Annotated in this window: 13 protein-coding genes; 7 read left to right on the top strand and 6 right to left on the bottom strand. The window is 62.7% G+C overall.

The features are described from left to right. Positions 1–47 precede the first annotated feature (47 nt). Positions 48–1,223, bottom strand: coding sequence for a beta-ketothiolase BktB (gene bktB / locus AB4874_RS07135; protein WP_368391461.1), 1,176 nt, complete (start codon positions 1,221–1,223; stop codon positions 48–50). Between the two features lie 166 nt (positions 1,224–1,389). Here bktB and AB4874_RS07130 point away from each other — a divergent pair, with 166 nt between their 5' ends. Next, positions 1,390–2,262, top strand: a complete 873-nt coding sequence (locus AB4874_RS07130) for an MBL fold metallo-hydrolase (protein ID WP_368391460.1) — start codon at positions 1,390–1,392, stop codon at positions 2,260–2,262. Here AB4874_RS07130 and AB4874_RS07125 read toward each other — a convergent pair. The 3 genes from AB4874_RS07125 to AB4874_RS07115 form a co-directional block, all read right to left on the bottom strand. Then, a complete protein-coding gene (locus AB4874_RS07125) occupies positions 2,244–2,990 on the bottom strand; it encodes a metallophosphoesterase family protein (RefSeq protein ID WP_368391459.1) in 747 nt (248 codons plus the stop codon). The genes AB4874_RS07130 and AB4874_RS07125 overlap by 19 nt on opposite strands. 66 nt (positions 2,991–3,056) lie before the next feature. Further along, entirely contained in the window at positions 3,057–4,652 is a 1,596-nt protein-coding gene (gene serA, locus AB4874_RS07120; protein ID WP_295537257.1) for a phosphoglycerate dehydrogenase, read from the bottom strand. A gap of 74 nt (positions 4,653–4,726) precedes the next feature. Then, complete coding sequence (locus AB4874_RS07115; protein ID WP_368391458.1) at positions 4,727–5,872, bottom strand: phosphoserine transaminase; 1,146 nt, start codon at positions 5,870–5,872, stop codon at positions 4,727–4,729. Between the two features lie 148 nt (positions 5,873–6,020). Here AB4874_RS07115 and serB point away from each other — a divergent pair, with 148 nt between their 5' ends. Then, positions 6,021–6,893 (top strand): phosphoserine phosphatase SerB, encoded by an 873-nt coding sequence (serB, locus tag AB4874_RS07110; protein ID WP_368391457.1) that lies wholly within the window; start codon positions 6,021–6,023, stop codon positions 6,891–6,893. Here serB and nagA read toward each other — a convergent pair. Then, positions 6,869–8,011: an N-acetylglucosamine-6-phosphate deacetylase gene (gene nagA / locus AB4874_RS07105; RefSeq protein WP_368391456.1), complete on the bottom strand. Its 1,143-nt coding sequence runs from the start codon at positions 8,009–8,011 to the stop codon at positions 6,869–6,871. The two genes, serB and nagA, sit on opposite strands and share 25 nt — an antisense overlap. After that, positions 8,008–8,820: a glucosamine kinase nucleotide-binding domain-containing protein gene (locus AB4874_RS07100; RefSeq protein ID WP_368391455.1), complete on the bottom strand. Its 813-nt coding sequence runs from the start codon at positions 8,818–8,820 to the stop codon at positions 8,008–8,010. Before AB4874_RS07100 ends, nagA begins: the two co-directional genes overlap by 4 nt. 133 nt (positions 8,821–8,953) lie before the next feature. On the opposite strand from AB4874_RS07100, the gene AB4874_RS07095 reads away from it, so the two are divergent. From AB4874_RS07095 to AB4874_RS07075, 5 genes are read left to right on the top strand one after another with little or no spacing between them, the layout of a single operon-like run. Then, positions 8,954–11,068 carry a dihydrolipoyl dehydrogenase family protein gene (locus tag AB4874_RS07095; RefSeq protein ID WP_368391454.1) on the top strand — a complete coding sequence of 705 codons (2,115 nt, stop codon included), beginning with the start codon at positions 8,954–8,956 and terminating at the stop codon, positions 11,066–11,068. Then, positions 11,065–11,679, top strand: coding sequence for a CDP-alcohol phosphatidyltransferase family protein (locus tag AB4874_RS07090; protein WP_368391453.1), 615 nt, complete (start codon positions 11,065–11,067; stop codon positions 11,677–11,679). The genes AB4874_RS07095 and AB4874_RS07090 overlap by 4 nt, the downstream gene beginning before the upstream one ends. 2 nt (positions 11,680–11,681) lie before the next feature. Then, positions 11,682–12,875 (top strand): ABC transporter substrate-binding protein, encoded by a 1,194-nt coding sequence (locus AB4874_RS07085; protein WP_368391452.1) that lies wholly within the window; start codon positions 11,682–11,684, stop codon positions 12,873–12,875. Continuing rightward, entirely contained in the window at positions 12,872–14,527 is a 1,656-nt protein-coding gene (locus tag AB4874_RS07080) for an ABC transporter permease (RefSeq protein ID WP_368391451.1), read from the top strand. Before AB4874_RS07085 ends, AB4874_RS07080 begins: the two co-directional genes overlap by 4 nt. Further along, positions 14,524–15,162, top strand: a complete 639-nt coding sequence (locus tag AB4874_RS07075; RefSeq protein ID WP_368391450.1) for an ATP-binding cassette domain-containing protein — start codon at positions 14,524–14,526, stop codon at positions 15,160–15,162. Before AB4874_RS07080 ends, AB4874_RS07075 begins: the two co-directional genes overlap by 4 nt. Positions 15,163–15,212: the final 50 nt, after the last annotated feature.

Genomic DNA, 15,212 nt, shown 5'->3' with positions numbered 1-15,212 from the left:
GGCAGGTCTTTGAAAATACAGATAAAATTGCCCGTATTTTCTGGCACTCAGACCCGCTCAATCGCCAGCGCAATGCCTTGCCCGCCGCCGATGCACATGGTGATAAGCGCGCGCTTGCCGCCCGTGCGTTCGAGCGCATGCAGCGCCTTGACGATCAGGATCGCGCCTGTCGCCCCAACCGGGTGGCCCATCGCAATCGCACCGCCATCGGGATTCACCTTGGCGGGGTCAAGGCCCAGTTCCTTGGAAACCGCCAGAGCTTGCGAGGCGAACGCTTCGTTGCTTTCGATCCAGTCGAAATCATCGGCGCTCAGCCCGGTTTTTTCGAGCAAGGCGCGCACGGCGGGGATCGGGCCAAGGCCCATCACCTCGGGGCGCACCCCGGCAAAGGCGTAGCCGGTGATCTTGGCGCGCGGAGCCAGGCCAGCGGCAGCAGCTGCGTCTTCGCGCGCAATCACGAGGGCGGCGGCGGCGTCATTGATGCCGCTGGCGTTGCCCGCGGTAACGGTGCCGTCTTTCTGGAACACCGGCTTGAGACCTGCCAGCTTTTCGAGGCTGGTGGATTTCGGGTGCTCGTCGGTATCAAACACAATCGTGCCTTTGCGCGAGGTGATCTCGACGGGGGTGATTTCTTCCTTGAAATGGCCTGCGGCGATGGCGGCGGCGGCGCGTTCTTGGCTTTGCATGGCAAAGGCGTCTTGCTCGACGCGGGTGATGTTGCACTCAGACGCCACGTTTTCCGCCGTCACGCCCATATGACCAGTGCCAAAGGGGCAAGACAGCGCGCCGGTCATCATATCGACCACTTTCGCATCACCCATCTTCTGACCGAACCGGGCGGCGGGCAGAATATAGGGTGATCTGCTCATGACTTCCGAGCCGCCTACCAGCGCGAATTCGGCATCGCCCAGCATCAGCATCTGCGCCGCCGAGATGACCGCCTGCACGCCCGATCCGCACAAGCGGTTGACGTTCATCGCCGGGGTACCAACCGGAACGCCCGCGTTCACGGCGGCGACGCGGCTGACATACATGTCGCTCGGCTCGGTGTTGATGATATGACCGAACACGGCTTGCCCGATCTTCTCGGGGGCAATGCCCGCGCGCGCGATGGCCTCTTTCGAGACGATGGTTGCAAGATCAATGGGCGAAAAGCCCGAGAGCGATCCGCCGAAGGTGCCAATCGGCGTGCGGGTGGCGGAAAGGATGACGATGCTTGTCATGGGGACCTCATGTGGTTGGGTTGGCGTCACGGTAGGCCCTGCGCGCGCATCCGGCCAGAGGGGGGAGGCGCAAATGACGGCACGTTACGGCGCAGATCGCGGGGGGTTGAAATCTTTCATTGGACAAACACATTCCAAGTAACGAATATGAATTCAGGAGACAGCCATGACCGCGCATCCGATCGTCAAAGGGTTTTGGGACAAACCCACCGGTAGCTGGCAATACGTGTTTCACGATCCCGATACGATGACAGGGGCCGTGGTCGATCCGGTCTGGGATTATGATCCGCAGGCGGGCGCGACGGGTCTGGGCAATGCCAAGGCGATCCTAAGCTATATTCGCGAGACCGGGATTGATGTGGAATGGGTGCTGGATACGCATCCCCATGCCGATCACTTTACATCCGCGGTCTGGCTGGCCGAACAACTGGGTGCGAAACGCGGTATCGGAGAGCGGGTGCGCAAGGTCCAAAGCCTTTGGGCCGGGATCTACAACACCCCCGATCTGGCGCAGGACGGGCGGCAATGGGACCGTCTGTTTGCCGATGGCGAGAATTTCAAGATCGGCAATCTTGATTTGCGGGTGATGCTGTCGACGGGGCACACGCTGGCCTCAATCACCTATGTCGTGGGCGATGCCGCCTTTGTGCATGACACGCTGATGATGCCCGAAAGCGGGACGAGCCGTGCCGATTTCCCCGGCGGATCGGCGGCAGAACTGTGGGACTCGGTGCGTGCCATTCTGGACCTGCCCAGCGAGACGCGGCTGTTCATTGGACATGACTATCCCGGTGAGGGGGCCGCGCCGCGCTGCATGGCGACGGTGGCCGAGCATCGCCGCGACAACAAGCATGTGAAGGACGGGATCAGCCGCGCCGATTTCATCGCCACGCGTGAGGCGCGCGATGCGACCCTGCCGCTGCCCAAGCTGATGCTAGCGGCGTTGCAGATCAACATTCGTGGCGGGCGCAAACCCGAGGCAGAAAACGACGGGCGCAGCTATCTCAAGATTCCGCTGGATTATTTCGAGCCGCGTTGAGGGGTCAACGGCACGCGGCCCTCAGCCGACAATAGCCACGCGTCGCGCCCCTCGATCACGGCTGTTGAAATCGGGTGGCCATAGCCTGCGCCGCTATCGAGATTGAGGCGGTTGCCGTAATGGGTGGCCGCCTCAATATTGGTGTGACCGTGCACGATCAGCGCGCCGTGATCGCGGGTATCAGACAGGAAGGGCTCGCGAATCCAGAGCAGGTCATCTTCGACCTGATCGTGCAGATCGACGCCGGGACGAACGCCTGCATGTACGAACAGCGCCTCGCCACGCAAGAAATAGGCGGGCTGACCGGCCAGCCATGAGCGATGCACTTGCGGGACCGCACCAAGCAGCGGGGTGATCTCTGCCTTGGGGCGGGAGAACGCATCAGCGATACCGTAGCTTTGCAACGTCGCCTCACCGCCCACGCGCGGGTTGAGATAGGTGACATGGCTGCTCAGGATCGGATCTTCGATATAGGGATGGTCGAGAAATCCCAAAAACATCCGGTCGTGATTGCCCCGCAGCACGACCCAGTTTTCGCCCTGCGCCTGCCCCGTCATCAGATAGTCGATCACGCCAGCCGAGTTCGGCCCGCGATCAACCAGATCACCGACATGAACGATTGGCGCCTCTGTGTCGCCACAGGCTGCGCGATCGGCAGCGATCAACGCATGCGCCGCCTTCAACTTGTCGAGATGGCCGTGAATGTCACCGATTGCGTAGCTGCGCATTTTACCCCCGTCATGCGATAGGCCCCCCGCAGGTGCGAGGGGCCATGATCGTTGCCTTCAACTAGATCAACCGACGTTAAATTCCAGCGGCTTGACCTGTTTGAAGTTGCCCGTGGCTTTCATCGCCTCGACTACACTGGCCGGGACCGCGTCATCCACATAAGCGATTGCGATCGCCTCACCGCCCTGTTTGGAGCGGCCGAGCGTAAAGTTCGCGAGGTTCACGTTGTGCTCGCCCAGCAGCGTGCCGAGCTTGCCGATGATGCCGGGCACGTCGTTATTGGTGGTATAGAGCATGTGATTGCCCACTTCGGCGTCGATATTGATGCCCTTGATCTGGATAAAGCGCGGCTTGCCATCGCTGAACACGGTGCCCGCAATCGAGCGTTCCTTGCTTTCAGAGACCACGGTGACCTTGATATAACCATCAAACGCGCCGCTTTGATCTTGCGACGTGGTTGAGATCTGGATGCCACGCTCTTTTGCGATGACCGGCGCAGAAACCATGTTCACATCGGGTTGGCTGGCCTTCAGGATGCCCGCAACGACAGCACAATCCAGCGCCTTGAGGTTCATTTCAGAGGCGATGCCATCATAGGTGACGTTGATTGCTTTGATCGCGTCTTCGGTCATTTGACCGATGAAGCCGCCCAGATGCTCGGCCAGCTTGACCCACGGGCCCATCGTTTTGGCCTCTTCGGCGGTCATCGAGGGCATGTTGAGCGCGTTTTCCACGGCTCCGTCGAGCAGGTAGTTCGACATCTGCTCGGCCACTTGCAGGGCCACGTTTTCCTGTGCCTCGGTGGTCGAAGCGCCAAGGTGGGGCGTGCAGACCACGTTGGGCAGGCCAAACAGCGGGTTCTCGGTGGCGGGTTCTTCAGCGAACACATCAAAGGCCGCGCCCGCGACATGGCCCGATTTGATCAGCTCGGCCAGCGCGTTCTCATCGACCAGACCGCCGCGCGCACAGTTGATGATGCGCACGCCTTTCTTGGTCTTGGCGAGGTTTTCGCGGCCAAGGATATTGCGGGTCTGATCGGTCAGCGGCACGTGAAGGGTAATGAAATCGGCACGACGCAGCAGCTCGTCCAGTTCGACCTTTTCAACGCCCATGTTCGACGCTTTCTCTTCGCTCAGGAAGGGGTCATAGGCCACGACCTTCATCTTGAGGCCGCGCGCCCGGTCGCACACGATGCCGCCGATATTGCCAGCACCAATCACGCCCAGCGTCTTGGCGGTCAGCTCGACCCCCATGAATTTCGACTTTTCCCATTTGCCCGCTTGGGTGGAGGCATCGGCCTCGGGGATCTGGCGCGCGACGGCGAACATCAGCGCGATGGCATGTTCGGCGGTGGTGATCATGTTGCCGAACGGCGTGTTCATCACGATCACGCCCTTTTTGCTGGACGCTTCTTTATCCACGTTATCGGTGCCGATCCCGGCGCGGCCGACGACTTTCAGGTTGGTCGCGCTTTCGAGCAGCTTAGCGGTGACCTTGGTGGCCGAGCGGATCGCCAGACCGTCATATTTGCCGATCACCTCGGCCAGTTTTTCCTTGTCTTTGCCAAGGCTGGGTTCGAAATCAACCTCGATGCCGCGATCGCGGAAGATCTGGACGGCGGTTTCCGAGAGGCTATCGGAGACGAGAACTTTGGGAGCCATTTTCTGGGTTCCTTGAATTTTCTGAAATCTGGGAAAGACGGGCCAGCATGGCCCGCCGATCTGTCAGGTTTGGATCACGCTTGCGCTGCGATCTCGGCCTCAAAGGCGTATTCGATCCACGGCAGCAGGGCCGCAACATCTGCCTGCTCGACGGTCGAGCCACACCAGATCCGCAGACCTGCTGGCGCGTCGCGATAGGCGCCAAGGTCAAGACCGACACCCTCTTTTTCCAGACGCTTGGCGACAGCCTTGGCGAATGCCGCGCCGTCCTTGATGCGATCATCGGTGAACTTCACGCAGACGCTGGTGGTCGAGGCGGTCGCGGGATCATTGGCGAGGTTTGCGATCCAGTCGCGTGCATCGCAGAAATCCCAGACGGTTTTCGCATTCGCCGTGGCGCGATCCACCAGGCCCTTGAGCCCGCCAATGGATTGCGCCCATTTCAGCGACACAAGGTAGTCTTCGACACAGAGCATCGAGGGCGTGTTGATGGTTTCGCCAACAAAGATGCCTTCGATCAGCTTGCCGCCCTTGGTCATGCGGAAGATTTTCGGCAGCGGCCAAGCGGGGCTGTAGCTTTCCAGACGCGCAACGGCGCGGGGCGAGAGAACCAGAACGCCGTGGCCACCCTCACCGCCCAGCACTTTCTGCCAGGAGAATGTCGTCACATCGAGCTTGTCCCAGGGCAGGTCCATCGCAAACGCTGCCGAGGTGGCATCGCAGATCGTCAGACCTTCACGATCCGCCGGGATCGCATCGCCATTCGGGACGCGCACGCCAGAGGTGGTGCCGTTCCAAGTGAACACGACATCGGTGTTGAAATCGACGGTCGAGAAATCGACGATATCGCCATATTCGGCGGTCTTGGTCTCGGCGTCGATCTTGAGCTGCTTGACCACGTCGGTCACCCAGCCAGCACCAAAGCTTTCCCAAGCGCACATCGTCGCCTTGCGTTCACCCAGCAGCGACCACAACGCCATTTCGACAGCGCCAGTATCGGAGGCAGGCACGATGCCGATGCGGTAATCAGCCGGGATGCCAAGAATTTCACGGGTGGTTTCGATCGCCTCTTTCAGCTTGGCCTTGCCGATAGCGGCACGGTGCGAACGGCCCAAGGGCGCGTCGGATAGCATGTCGAGGGAGAAGCCGGGGATCTTCGTGCAGGGGCCCGAAGAAAAACGCGGATTGGCCGGGCGCGCTGCCGGAGCTTGAATAGCCATTGCTGGTATCCTCTCAGATATATGCCCTTCGTTGGGGAAGGGTGTCCCGCCGCCGCAGATACGCTTGGCGACCCTCTGGCGCAAGAGGGAAAATTCGTCTAATGCGCCGCATCACGACCCGGATACGACATTCCCCACAGGAGCGCGCATGTTCACCGCCACGCTGATCGCCGACCCGTCGCAGGCCAATCTGGATCAGGCCACGCTGGATGCGCTGTGCGGGGCGTGGGGTGGCGGCGGGGCGCGTTGGCTCAACCCGAATGTCGCGGCCGAGTTCTCCTGCGACACGGTGCCGCGCAATGCAGCGCAGGCTTGGGAGGGCCTTCAAGGGCTGGGCGTTGATCTGGTCGTGCAGCCCAGCGCGGGGCGTCGCAAAAAAATGTTGCTCGCTGATATGGACAGCACGATGATCCAGCAGGAATGCATCGACGAGCTGGCAGATGTGGCCGGTGTCGGGGCGCGGGTCAAAGAGATCACCGCGCGGGCGATGAATGGCGAGCTGGATTTCGAAGGGGCGTTGCTCGAGCGCGTCGGGCTGCTGGCCGGTTTACCCGACAGCGTGATCGACGAGGTGATCGCGACACGCATCAGCTTCATGCCGGGCGGGCATGATTTACTGGGCACGATGAAGGCAAACGGGGCCTATTGCGCGCTGGTGTCAGGCGGATTTACGGCCTTCACCGGCTATGTCGCCAAGACTTTGGGCTTCGATGAGAGCCGCGCGAACACGCTGCTGGTTGTGGATGGGTATCTGAGCGGTGACGTCGCGCGCCCGATCTTGGGGCGGGAGGCGAAGGTGCAGGCCTTACTTGAGATTTCGGATCGGCTGGGGCTTGCCCATGCAGACGTCATGGCCGTGGGCGATGGCGCGAATGATCTTGGGATGCTGGGGCTGGCCGGGTCCGGGGTGGCGCTGCACGCCAAGCCCTCGGTCGCGGCGCAATGCGACATTCGCATCAATCACGGCGATCTAAGCGCGTTGCTATATATCCAAGGCTACGCGGTGACAGATTTCGCCTGACCGTCCTGCCAGACACGGGTGAGCACCCAGTTTTCATCGAAATGCACCAGATCGGCGGGCAGGCCCGGCGCGATCCGGCCCATTGGCGCGCCGATTGCTTGCGCCGGGATGCGGGTGGCCATGGCGAGGGCGCGCTCGGGCGTAATCCCCACCGTCTTGATCATGTAGCGGATCGCTTGAGGCAACGACAAATCGGCCCCGGCCAGTGTGCCATCCTCTAGCCGAAGCGCCCCGTTCTGTCGCAGGATCTTGCGGCCTGCGAGGTCGAATTCCGCCATATCAGAGCCTGCACAAGCCATCGCATCGCTCACCAGAAACAGATCGCCCTGCTGTTTGACCGCCAGCGCGAGGCGGATCGTTTCGGGATGCACGTGGATACCATCGGCGATCAGCCCCGCCGACACCGGCAAGGCAAGCGCCGCGCCGACCAGTCCGGGGGCGCGACTGCCAAGCTGGCTCATCGCGTTGAACAGATGCGTAACCATGCGCGCGCCAGCCTGCACTGCCGTCTGGGCCTGCTCGAAACTGCACTCAGAATGACCAAGACTGACGATGATCCCACCATCCGAGAGCCGCGCGATCTGCTGCGGCGTGGCGGAGGCGGGCGAGAGCGTGACGATCAGCGCGGGCAGCCCGGTTTTTGCCTCGAGCAGCAGTTCGAAATCGCCCTCCTCCATCGGCCGGATCAGGCCCGGCGGGTGGCAACCGGGGCGCTTGGGGTCAAGATGGGGGCCCTCCAGATGCAGCCCGGCAAAGCCCGGCACCCGCCCAACGGCGGTTACGCCCGCCGCCAGCACGGTTTGCGTCGCGGCAAAGCTGTCGGTGATCAGCGTCGGTAAAATCGCAGTCGCGCCTAGCCCGGCATGGGCGGCGCAGATTCTCGCAAGCCGGTCTTGGGTCACATCCCCGTCCAGCATCACCCCACCGCCGCCATTGACTTGCAGGTCCACCAAACCGGGGGCAAGTACGCCATCACGCAGCGCGATTGTGTCGCCCGAAGGGGCCTCGGCCAGCGGCAGGATCGCAGTGATTCGACCCTGTTCCAGCACAATTGCGCGATTCTCAAGCATCTCGAACCCGTCGAACACGCGCGCGGCTACGATTACAAGTTGGCTCATGCTCGACCCTCCATTGCCATCGCCAAAGCCCCATCAAGCGATGTTCCCAACGCTTCGTGCGCTGGCCAATCCGAGAGCGCAAGCATCTTGCCCAACCCGCCAATCCAGGTGACCGGCAGCGCGGACTCGGGCTGCAGCAAGGTGATCGCGGCGCGAATTTCGGCCTCGGCCTGATCGCGGATCTCGTAGGCGGCGGTATCATCGCTATTCAGCACACGCAGCGCGTAAACAGCCCAATCGGCGGGGGTGGCGCGCAAGCTAAAGGCGATCAAGCCTGCGCGACCGTCCCATTCGCTCAGCGCATCGCGCAACAGCGGCGTGATCTCGCGAAACCCATCGGAGGCGCGCGCAGCCGCTATGCCCAGCGCGCGCCCTATCCACGCCCCCGAACCCTCATCGCCCAAACGCAACCCCCAGCCGCCGATGGAATGGATCATGCCCCCCATCTGGCGCGCAAAAACCGAACCAGTGCCGATCGCCGCGACGATCCCATCCCCCGTGCCCAGCGCGCCACGCACCGAGGTGGTCACATCTTGCACGACGCGCGTCTTGAACGGGAGTTGCGCGGCGATCGCCTCGGCAGCACCGCCCAGATTGGCGCCTGCAAGCCCGAAGACTGCGCGAATATCACCGCCCTCAACCCCCGCCATCGCCGCATCACACGCGGCGCGGATATTTTGCGCAGCGCTCGCGAGATCGCTTGCGATATTGGCCGGACCGGCCGATCCGCGCCCGATAATGCGCCCTGTTTGATCCGCCAGAACCGCACGGCATCCGCTGCCGCCGCCGTCGAGCCCAAGAAAATGCATCCCTGCCTCCATTTGCGACGTAACACTGCCAAAGCCACGCGATAAGCGAAAGAGTGTAACGAAGCACGACACCGAAACGACTTGGGAAAGCAGCCTGCGGGCTTTATCACTAAAACGACACATGCGGGGACCGATGCGCAAACCACTCATATTCGCGGCACTGATCGCGGCGGCTATTTTAGCCGCCTTCATCGTCGCCGATCCGAACCCGGACGCGTTGCGCAATTTGCGCGACGGTTTGCGCGGCTGGCAAGCCGCCTATCCTCTGGCGCTGCCGCTGGGGTTTTTCCTGCTCTATGTGGCAATTGCGGCTCTATCCTTGCCTTTTGCGCTGTGGATGACGCTGCTAGGCGCGGCCTTGTTCGGGTTTTGGAAAGGGTTGGTGCTGATCTCGTTTGCGTCGTCCATCGGCGCACTGCTGGCGTTTCTGGTGGGGCGCTACCTGATGCGCGATTGGGTGCGGGGGAAGCTGGGCAATCGGCTTGCCTCGATTGAAAAAGGCGTGGCGCGCGATGGGGCGTTTTATCTGTTCTCGCTGCGGCTGATTCCGGTTGTGCCGTTCTTCGTCATCAACCTCGCCTTTGGTTTGACCCAAATGAAGGCGCTGCGATTTTACGCGATTTCGCAACTGGGGATGTTGCCGGGGACCGTGGTGTATGTGGCCGCCGGGGCGCAGCTTGGGCAGCTTGATAGCCTGTCGGGTATCCTCTCGCCGGGATTGCTTGGCGCGTTTGTGTTGCTGGCGATTTTCCCGTGGATCGCACGGGCGGGGTTGCGCATCGTGGCGCGCCGCCGGGCCTATCGCGGCTTTACGCGACCGAAAAGCTTTGATCGCAACCTCACGGTGATTGGTGCGGGCGCAGCGGGGTTGGTGGCGTCTTATGTCGCAGCACAGGCCAAGGCGAAGGTGACGCTGGTCGAGCAGGCGCAAATGGGCGGCGATTGTCTCAATTCCGGCTGCGTTCCGTCAAAGGCGCTGATCGCGTCGGGGCGCGCAGCGGCGAATGCGCGCGCGGGCACGGCGTTGGGGGTCAGCAGCATGCCGCAGGTGGATTGGCCGCGAGTCACAGCGCGGATTTCCGAGGTGATCGCAACGATCGCCCCCAATGACTCCCCCGAGCGGTATGAGGGGTTGGGCGTTGAGGTAAAGCGCGGTCATGCGCGACTGATCGACCCGTGGACCGTGGAAGTTGATGGCCGGCGCTGGACTAGCCGCGCGATCGTGCTGGCAACAGGCGCTGCTCCGGTGATCCCAACTCTACCGGGGCTGGATCAGGTCGAGCCGCTGACCTCGGAAACGCTGTGGACGGCGCTGGCCGCGCGCCCTGCCCCGCCCGAGCGAATGGTGATTTTGGGCGGTGGACCGATTGGCTGCGAATTGGCGCAGGCGATTGCGCGGCTTGGGGGCGGTGTGACGTTGATCGAGGCGGCGGATCGGCTGGTGGCGCGCGAAGAACCCGAGGTCTCGCAAGCACTGGAAGCCGCGCTGCGCGCGGATGGTGTAGAGGTGAAAATCGGCGCGAAAGCGATGCAATTTGGCGTGGATAGTGACAAATGGGTCGAGCTGGATGACGGCTCGCGGGTCGAATTCGACATGCTGTTGGTGGCTGTCGGCAGGCGCGCGCGGCTTGAGGGCTACGGCCTACAAGAGCTGGGCATTCGCACGGATCGCGTGATCGAAACCAATGAATATCTTGAGACCTTGCTGCCCAATATCCTCGCGGCGGGTGATGTGGCGGGGCCGTTGCAGCTGACCAATGCCGCCGGGCATCAGGGCTGGATCGCGGCGGCCAATGCTTTGGCGGCTCCGTTCTGGCGCTTCAAAGCGGCGTCCGCGCCCATTCCGGCGGCGATCTTTACTGCACCGGAAGTGGCGCGTGTGGGGCTCACGGTGGCCGAGGCAAATGCGCAGGACATCGCGCATGAGGTCGTGCGCTATCCGCTGGCCGATCTGGACCGCGCGATCACCGAGGGCGCGCGCGAAGGGTTCGTGCAGATCATCACGGCGAAGGGTTCGGATACGATTTTGGGTGCGACCATTCTGGGCGATCATGCGGGCGAGATCTTGGCCGAGATCACGCTGGCGATGCGTCACAAGCTGGGTTTGGGCAAAATCCTATCCACACCCCATATCTATCCAAGCTGGTCAGAGGCCGCGAAAAACGCAGCCGGGCGCTGGCGGCAAGGGCATGTGAACCCGCGTATGTTGACGCTTGCGAGCCGGTTCATGGCATGGAGGCGCGGATGATTGACGCCACGCTACTACCGCTTCAGCGCGCGATGTTGCGCTCGCCCGCGGCGGCGCTGGCGGCGCGCGGAGTGCGCGCCGATCAGGTCACGCTGGCGGGATTCAGCATCGGGATTTTGGCGATCGCGGCGCTGGCGTTACATGCCTATTGGCTGGCGCTGGTGTTGATCTTGCTCAACCGGTTGGCCGATGGGCTGGACGGGGCGATTGCGCGGATCAACGGGCCGACGGATCGCGGGGCGTTTCTTGATATTGCGCTCGATTTCCTATTCTACGCGCTGATCCCGGTGGGGTTTGCGCTGGCCGATCCGGGGCGCAATGCGCTGGCGGCCAGTGTGCTGATCGCGGCGTTTGTGGGCACCGGGTCAAGCTTTCTGGCTTTTGCCTCGATTGCCGCGAAACGCGGTCTGTCTGCGCAAAACTACCCGAGCAAGGGCATCTATTACCTGGGCGGGCTGACCGAAGGGGCCGAGACGATCTTGTTCTTCGCGGCAATTTGCGTCTTTCCCAACGCCTTCCCGCTGCTGGCCTACCTGTTTGCGATGGCCTGTGGTGTCACCACACTCACCCGCTGGCTGATGGGCTGGCGGGCCTTTTCAGAGACGGAGTGAGCATGAAGAAACTTGTTGTTGCACTGGGGTTTGCGGCGTCATGTCTGCTGGGCACTCCGGTACTTGCCGATTGGGCCAAAACGGTGGCCGACGCCAAGGGTCAGACGGTGTATTTCAATGCCTGGGGGGGCGATCCGCGCACCAATGCGTTCATTGACTGGGTGTCAGAGCAGATGCAGGCGCAATATGGCGTGACGGTCACTCAGGTGAAGCTAAGCGACACGGCCGAGGCGGTTTCGCGGGTGCAAGCCGAAAAGGCGGCGGGCAAGGATAGCGGCGGCGCGGTCGATCTGATCTGGATCAACGGGCCGAATTTTCTGGCGATGAAACAGGCGGGGCTGCTGGCCGGGCCGTTTCTAACCGATTTGCCGAATGCGACATATCTTGATCTTGCGCCCGGATCGGCAGCAACCACCGATTTCACCATTCCCACCGAGGGCTATGAAAGCCCGTGGCGGTTAGCAAAATTCGTCTTTGCCTATGACGCGGATCGGGTGAACGACCTGCCCGAGGATATGGCAGGCTTGGGCGCGTGGGCGGCGGCGCATCCGGGCCGTTTCACCCATCCCAATCCGACGAATTTCATGGGAGCAACCTTTCTGAAACAGGCGCTGGTCGAGATGGCACCAGATCCGGCAGTCTTGGCCAAACCCGTCACCGATGCAGCCTATGCCCAGCAAACCGCACCACTTTGGGCGTGGTATGACGCGCTGCGTCCGAACATGTGGCATCAGGGGCGTGATTTTCCCGAGAACGAAAGCGCACAGGCCCAGCTTTTGGCCGATGGAGAGACTGATTTCGCGATGTTCTTTGACCCCGCCGCTCCTGCCGCGATGATCCAACAACAGGTCTTGCCGCCAAGCGTTCGGGTCTGGGTGCCCGAGGACGGCTCGATCGGGAATATGTCGTTTGTGGCGATCCCCTATAACGCGGCGCATCGCGCGGGGGCCGAGGTCGTGGCGAATTTCCTGCTCGATCCGGCCACGCAAGCGCATATGCAAAATATCGACGTTTTGGGCAGCTATTCGGTACTTGATCCGGCCAAGTTGGATACTGCGGCCAAGGCGGATTTCGCAGCTTTGCCGAGCGCCCCGGCGTTGCCCACGCTGGCTGATCTGGGGCCGACCCTGCCCGAGCCACATCCCAGTTGGATGACCCGGATCACTGAAGACTGGGCCAAGCGCTACACGCAATGATCGCTGCCCGAGCCCTGTTTTTGCTACTGCTTGGCGCGCCTGTTTTGATCGGCGCGGGGCTAACGCTGGGCACGGCACTGGGCTGGCAGCCGGGGATCGGGCGGTTTGATCTGGGCTGGCAGGGCTTTGCGCAGGCGGTCGCCCTGCCCGGCTTTGCCAGCAGCTTGCGGCTGACGCTAATCACCGGGATCGGGGCGACGCTGGGGTCGCTGGCCGTTTCGGTCCCCCTTGGCTTGTGGCTGGTGGGCAAATCGGGCGCGGTGCGGTTTTTGACACCGCTTTTGGCGGTGCCCCATGCTGCCTTGGCGATTGGGCTAGCGTTCTTGCTCGCGCCCTCGGGCTGGGCGGTGCGGCTGATCTCGCCTTGGGCGACGGGCTGGGATCTGCCACCCGCCGTGATTACGGTGGGCGATCCTTGGGGGTTTACGCTGATCCTTGGGCTGATGCTGAAAGAAGTGCCGTTTCTGGTGCTTGCGACCCTTGTGGCGGCGGGAACGCGCGATATTGCCGGGCAGATGGCGGCAGGACGCGCGCTGGGATATCCGCCCGGTCAGGTCTGGCGGTTAATGATCTGGCCGCAATTGTATCCAGCCCTGCGCCTGCCGGTGCTGATCGTTTTGGGGTTTTCGCTATCCGTGGTGGATATGGCGCTGGTGCTAGGACCGTCGAACCCGCCGGTGATGGCGGTGCAAATCTTGCGGCTGTTTGGCGCGCCCGATCCAGCGATGGCGCAGCCTGCTTCGGCGATGGCGGTGATCTTGCTAGGGGTGATGGCGCTCAGCTTGCTGGCGTGGCTGGCCGGGGAGCGCGCAATTGCAGCGCTGGGCCGCATTTGGCTGCGCCAAGGGCGGCGCGGGCGGCGGGGCGCGCAACTGGCGGGACCGTTCATGGCGATAATCGGCGTCGTGTTGGGCCTTGGTGCGCTGGGGGCTTTGCTGCTGTGGAGCGTGGCGACGTTCTGGCGTTTTCCCAACGCTCTGCCAAGCGGGTTTTCAGGGCGGCTTTGGGGCTCTGCCGATTGGCTGGCACCGGCGCTTAGCACGCTTGGTCTGGCGCTGGCCTCAGGCACGATTGCGCTGTGTTTGTCTCTGTTTTGGCTTGAGATTGAGGATCGCACGCAGCGCCGTTTGCATCTGGGTTGGCTGATCGCGCTGCCCCTATTGCTGCCCCAGATCGGGTTTCTGCAAGGGCTTACGACGGGGTTTCTTTGGCTAGGCCTGCCGCCCGGGCCGCTGGCCGTGATCTGGGCGCAACTGCTGTTCGTGTTTCCCTATGTGATGATTGCGCTGACCGGGCCGTGGCGCGCGCTTGATCCGGCGCTGCTGGCAACCGCGGCAAGCCTTGGTGCAGGGCCGACACGGCGATTTTTCGCGGTAAAAGTACCGATGCTGGCCGCGCCGATCGCCACGGCTGTCGCGATTGGCATTGCGGTGTCGGTGGCGCAATATCTTGCGGTGTTGCTGCCGGGTGCAGGCCGGGTGCGCGTGCTGGCGACCGAAGCCGTCGCGCTGGCCTCCGGGGCGGATCGGCGGTTGGCGGCGATCATGGCGCTGATGCAGGCGGCACTGCCGCTGATCGGGTATCTTCTGGCTTTGACGCTGCCGCTATGGCTGCATCGCAATCGGCGTGGCCTGCGTGGGGGGGCAACATGAGTTTAAAATTGGGCGATGTCACCCTGATCCCACCGGGCGCGGAGGCGGCGATGTTTGCCCCCCTCTCGCTGACGGTCGCACCCGGTGAAACGGTGTGCATCATGGGACCGTCGGGTGTGGGAAAATCAAGCCTGATCGCGCATATCGGCGGGCATCTCGCGCGGGGATTTCGCTGCTTTGGCTCAGTCACGCTGAACGGGGTCGATTTGCTGGCCCTCCCAGCCGAAAAACGCGGTGTTGGGGTCTTATTTCAGGATGCGCAGCTGTTTGCGCATCTATCGGTGGGGGATAATTTGGCCTTTGGGCTGCGCGCGGGACTGCGAGGGCGTGTCCCACGTCAACGCGCGGTTGCTCAGGCGCTTGAACAGGCTGGGTTGGCGGGCTTTGAGGCCCGCGATCAGGCGACGCTCTCGGGGGGGCAACGGATGCGGGTGGCGCTGATGCGCGCGCTTCTGGCTGAGCCACGCGCGATGCTGATAGACGAGGCGTTTGCGCGTCTTGATAGCGGACTGCGCGCAGAGATCCGCGGCTTCGTGCTGGAGCACATTGGCGCACGCAAGATCCCGGCTCTGATGGTCAGCCATGACGAACAAGACGCGCTGGCAGCAGATCGCGTGCTGCAATTGCGGCCATAATCGGCGAGCAATCCCCGCGATGTTAGCGCCGTCAGGCTTGCGAGCCGCGC

Origin of the sequence: Thioclava arctica (genome assembly GCF_040892615.1) — a bacterium.
Lineage (GTDB): Bacteria > Pseudomonadota > Alphaproteobacteria > Rhodobacterales > Rhodobacteraceae > Thioclava > Thioclava arctica.
Note: the sequence above shows the minus strand (reverse complement) of the source record. Positions and strands in the feature narration are given on the sequence as shown.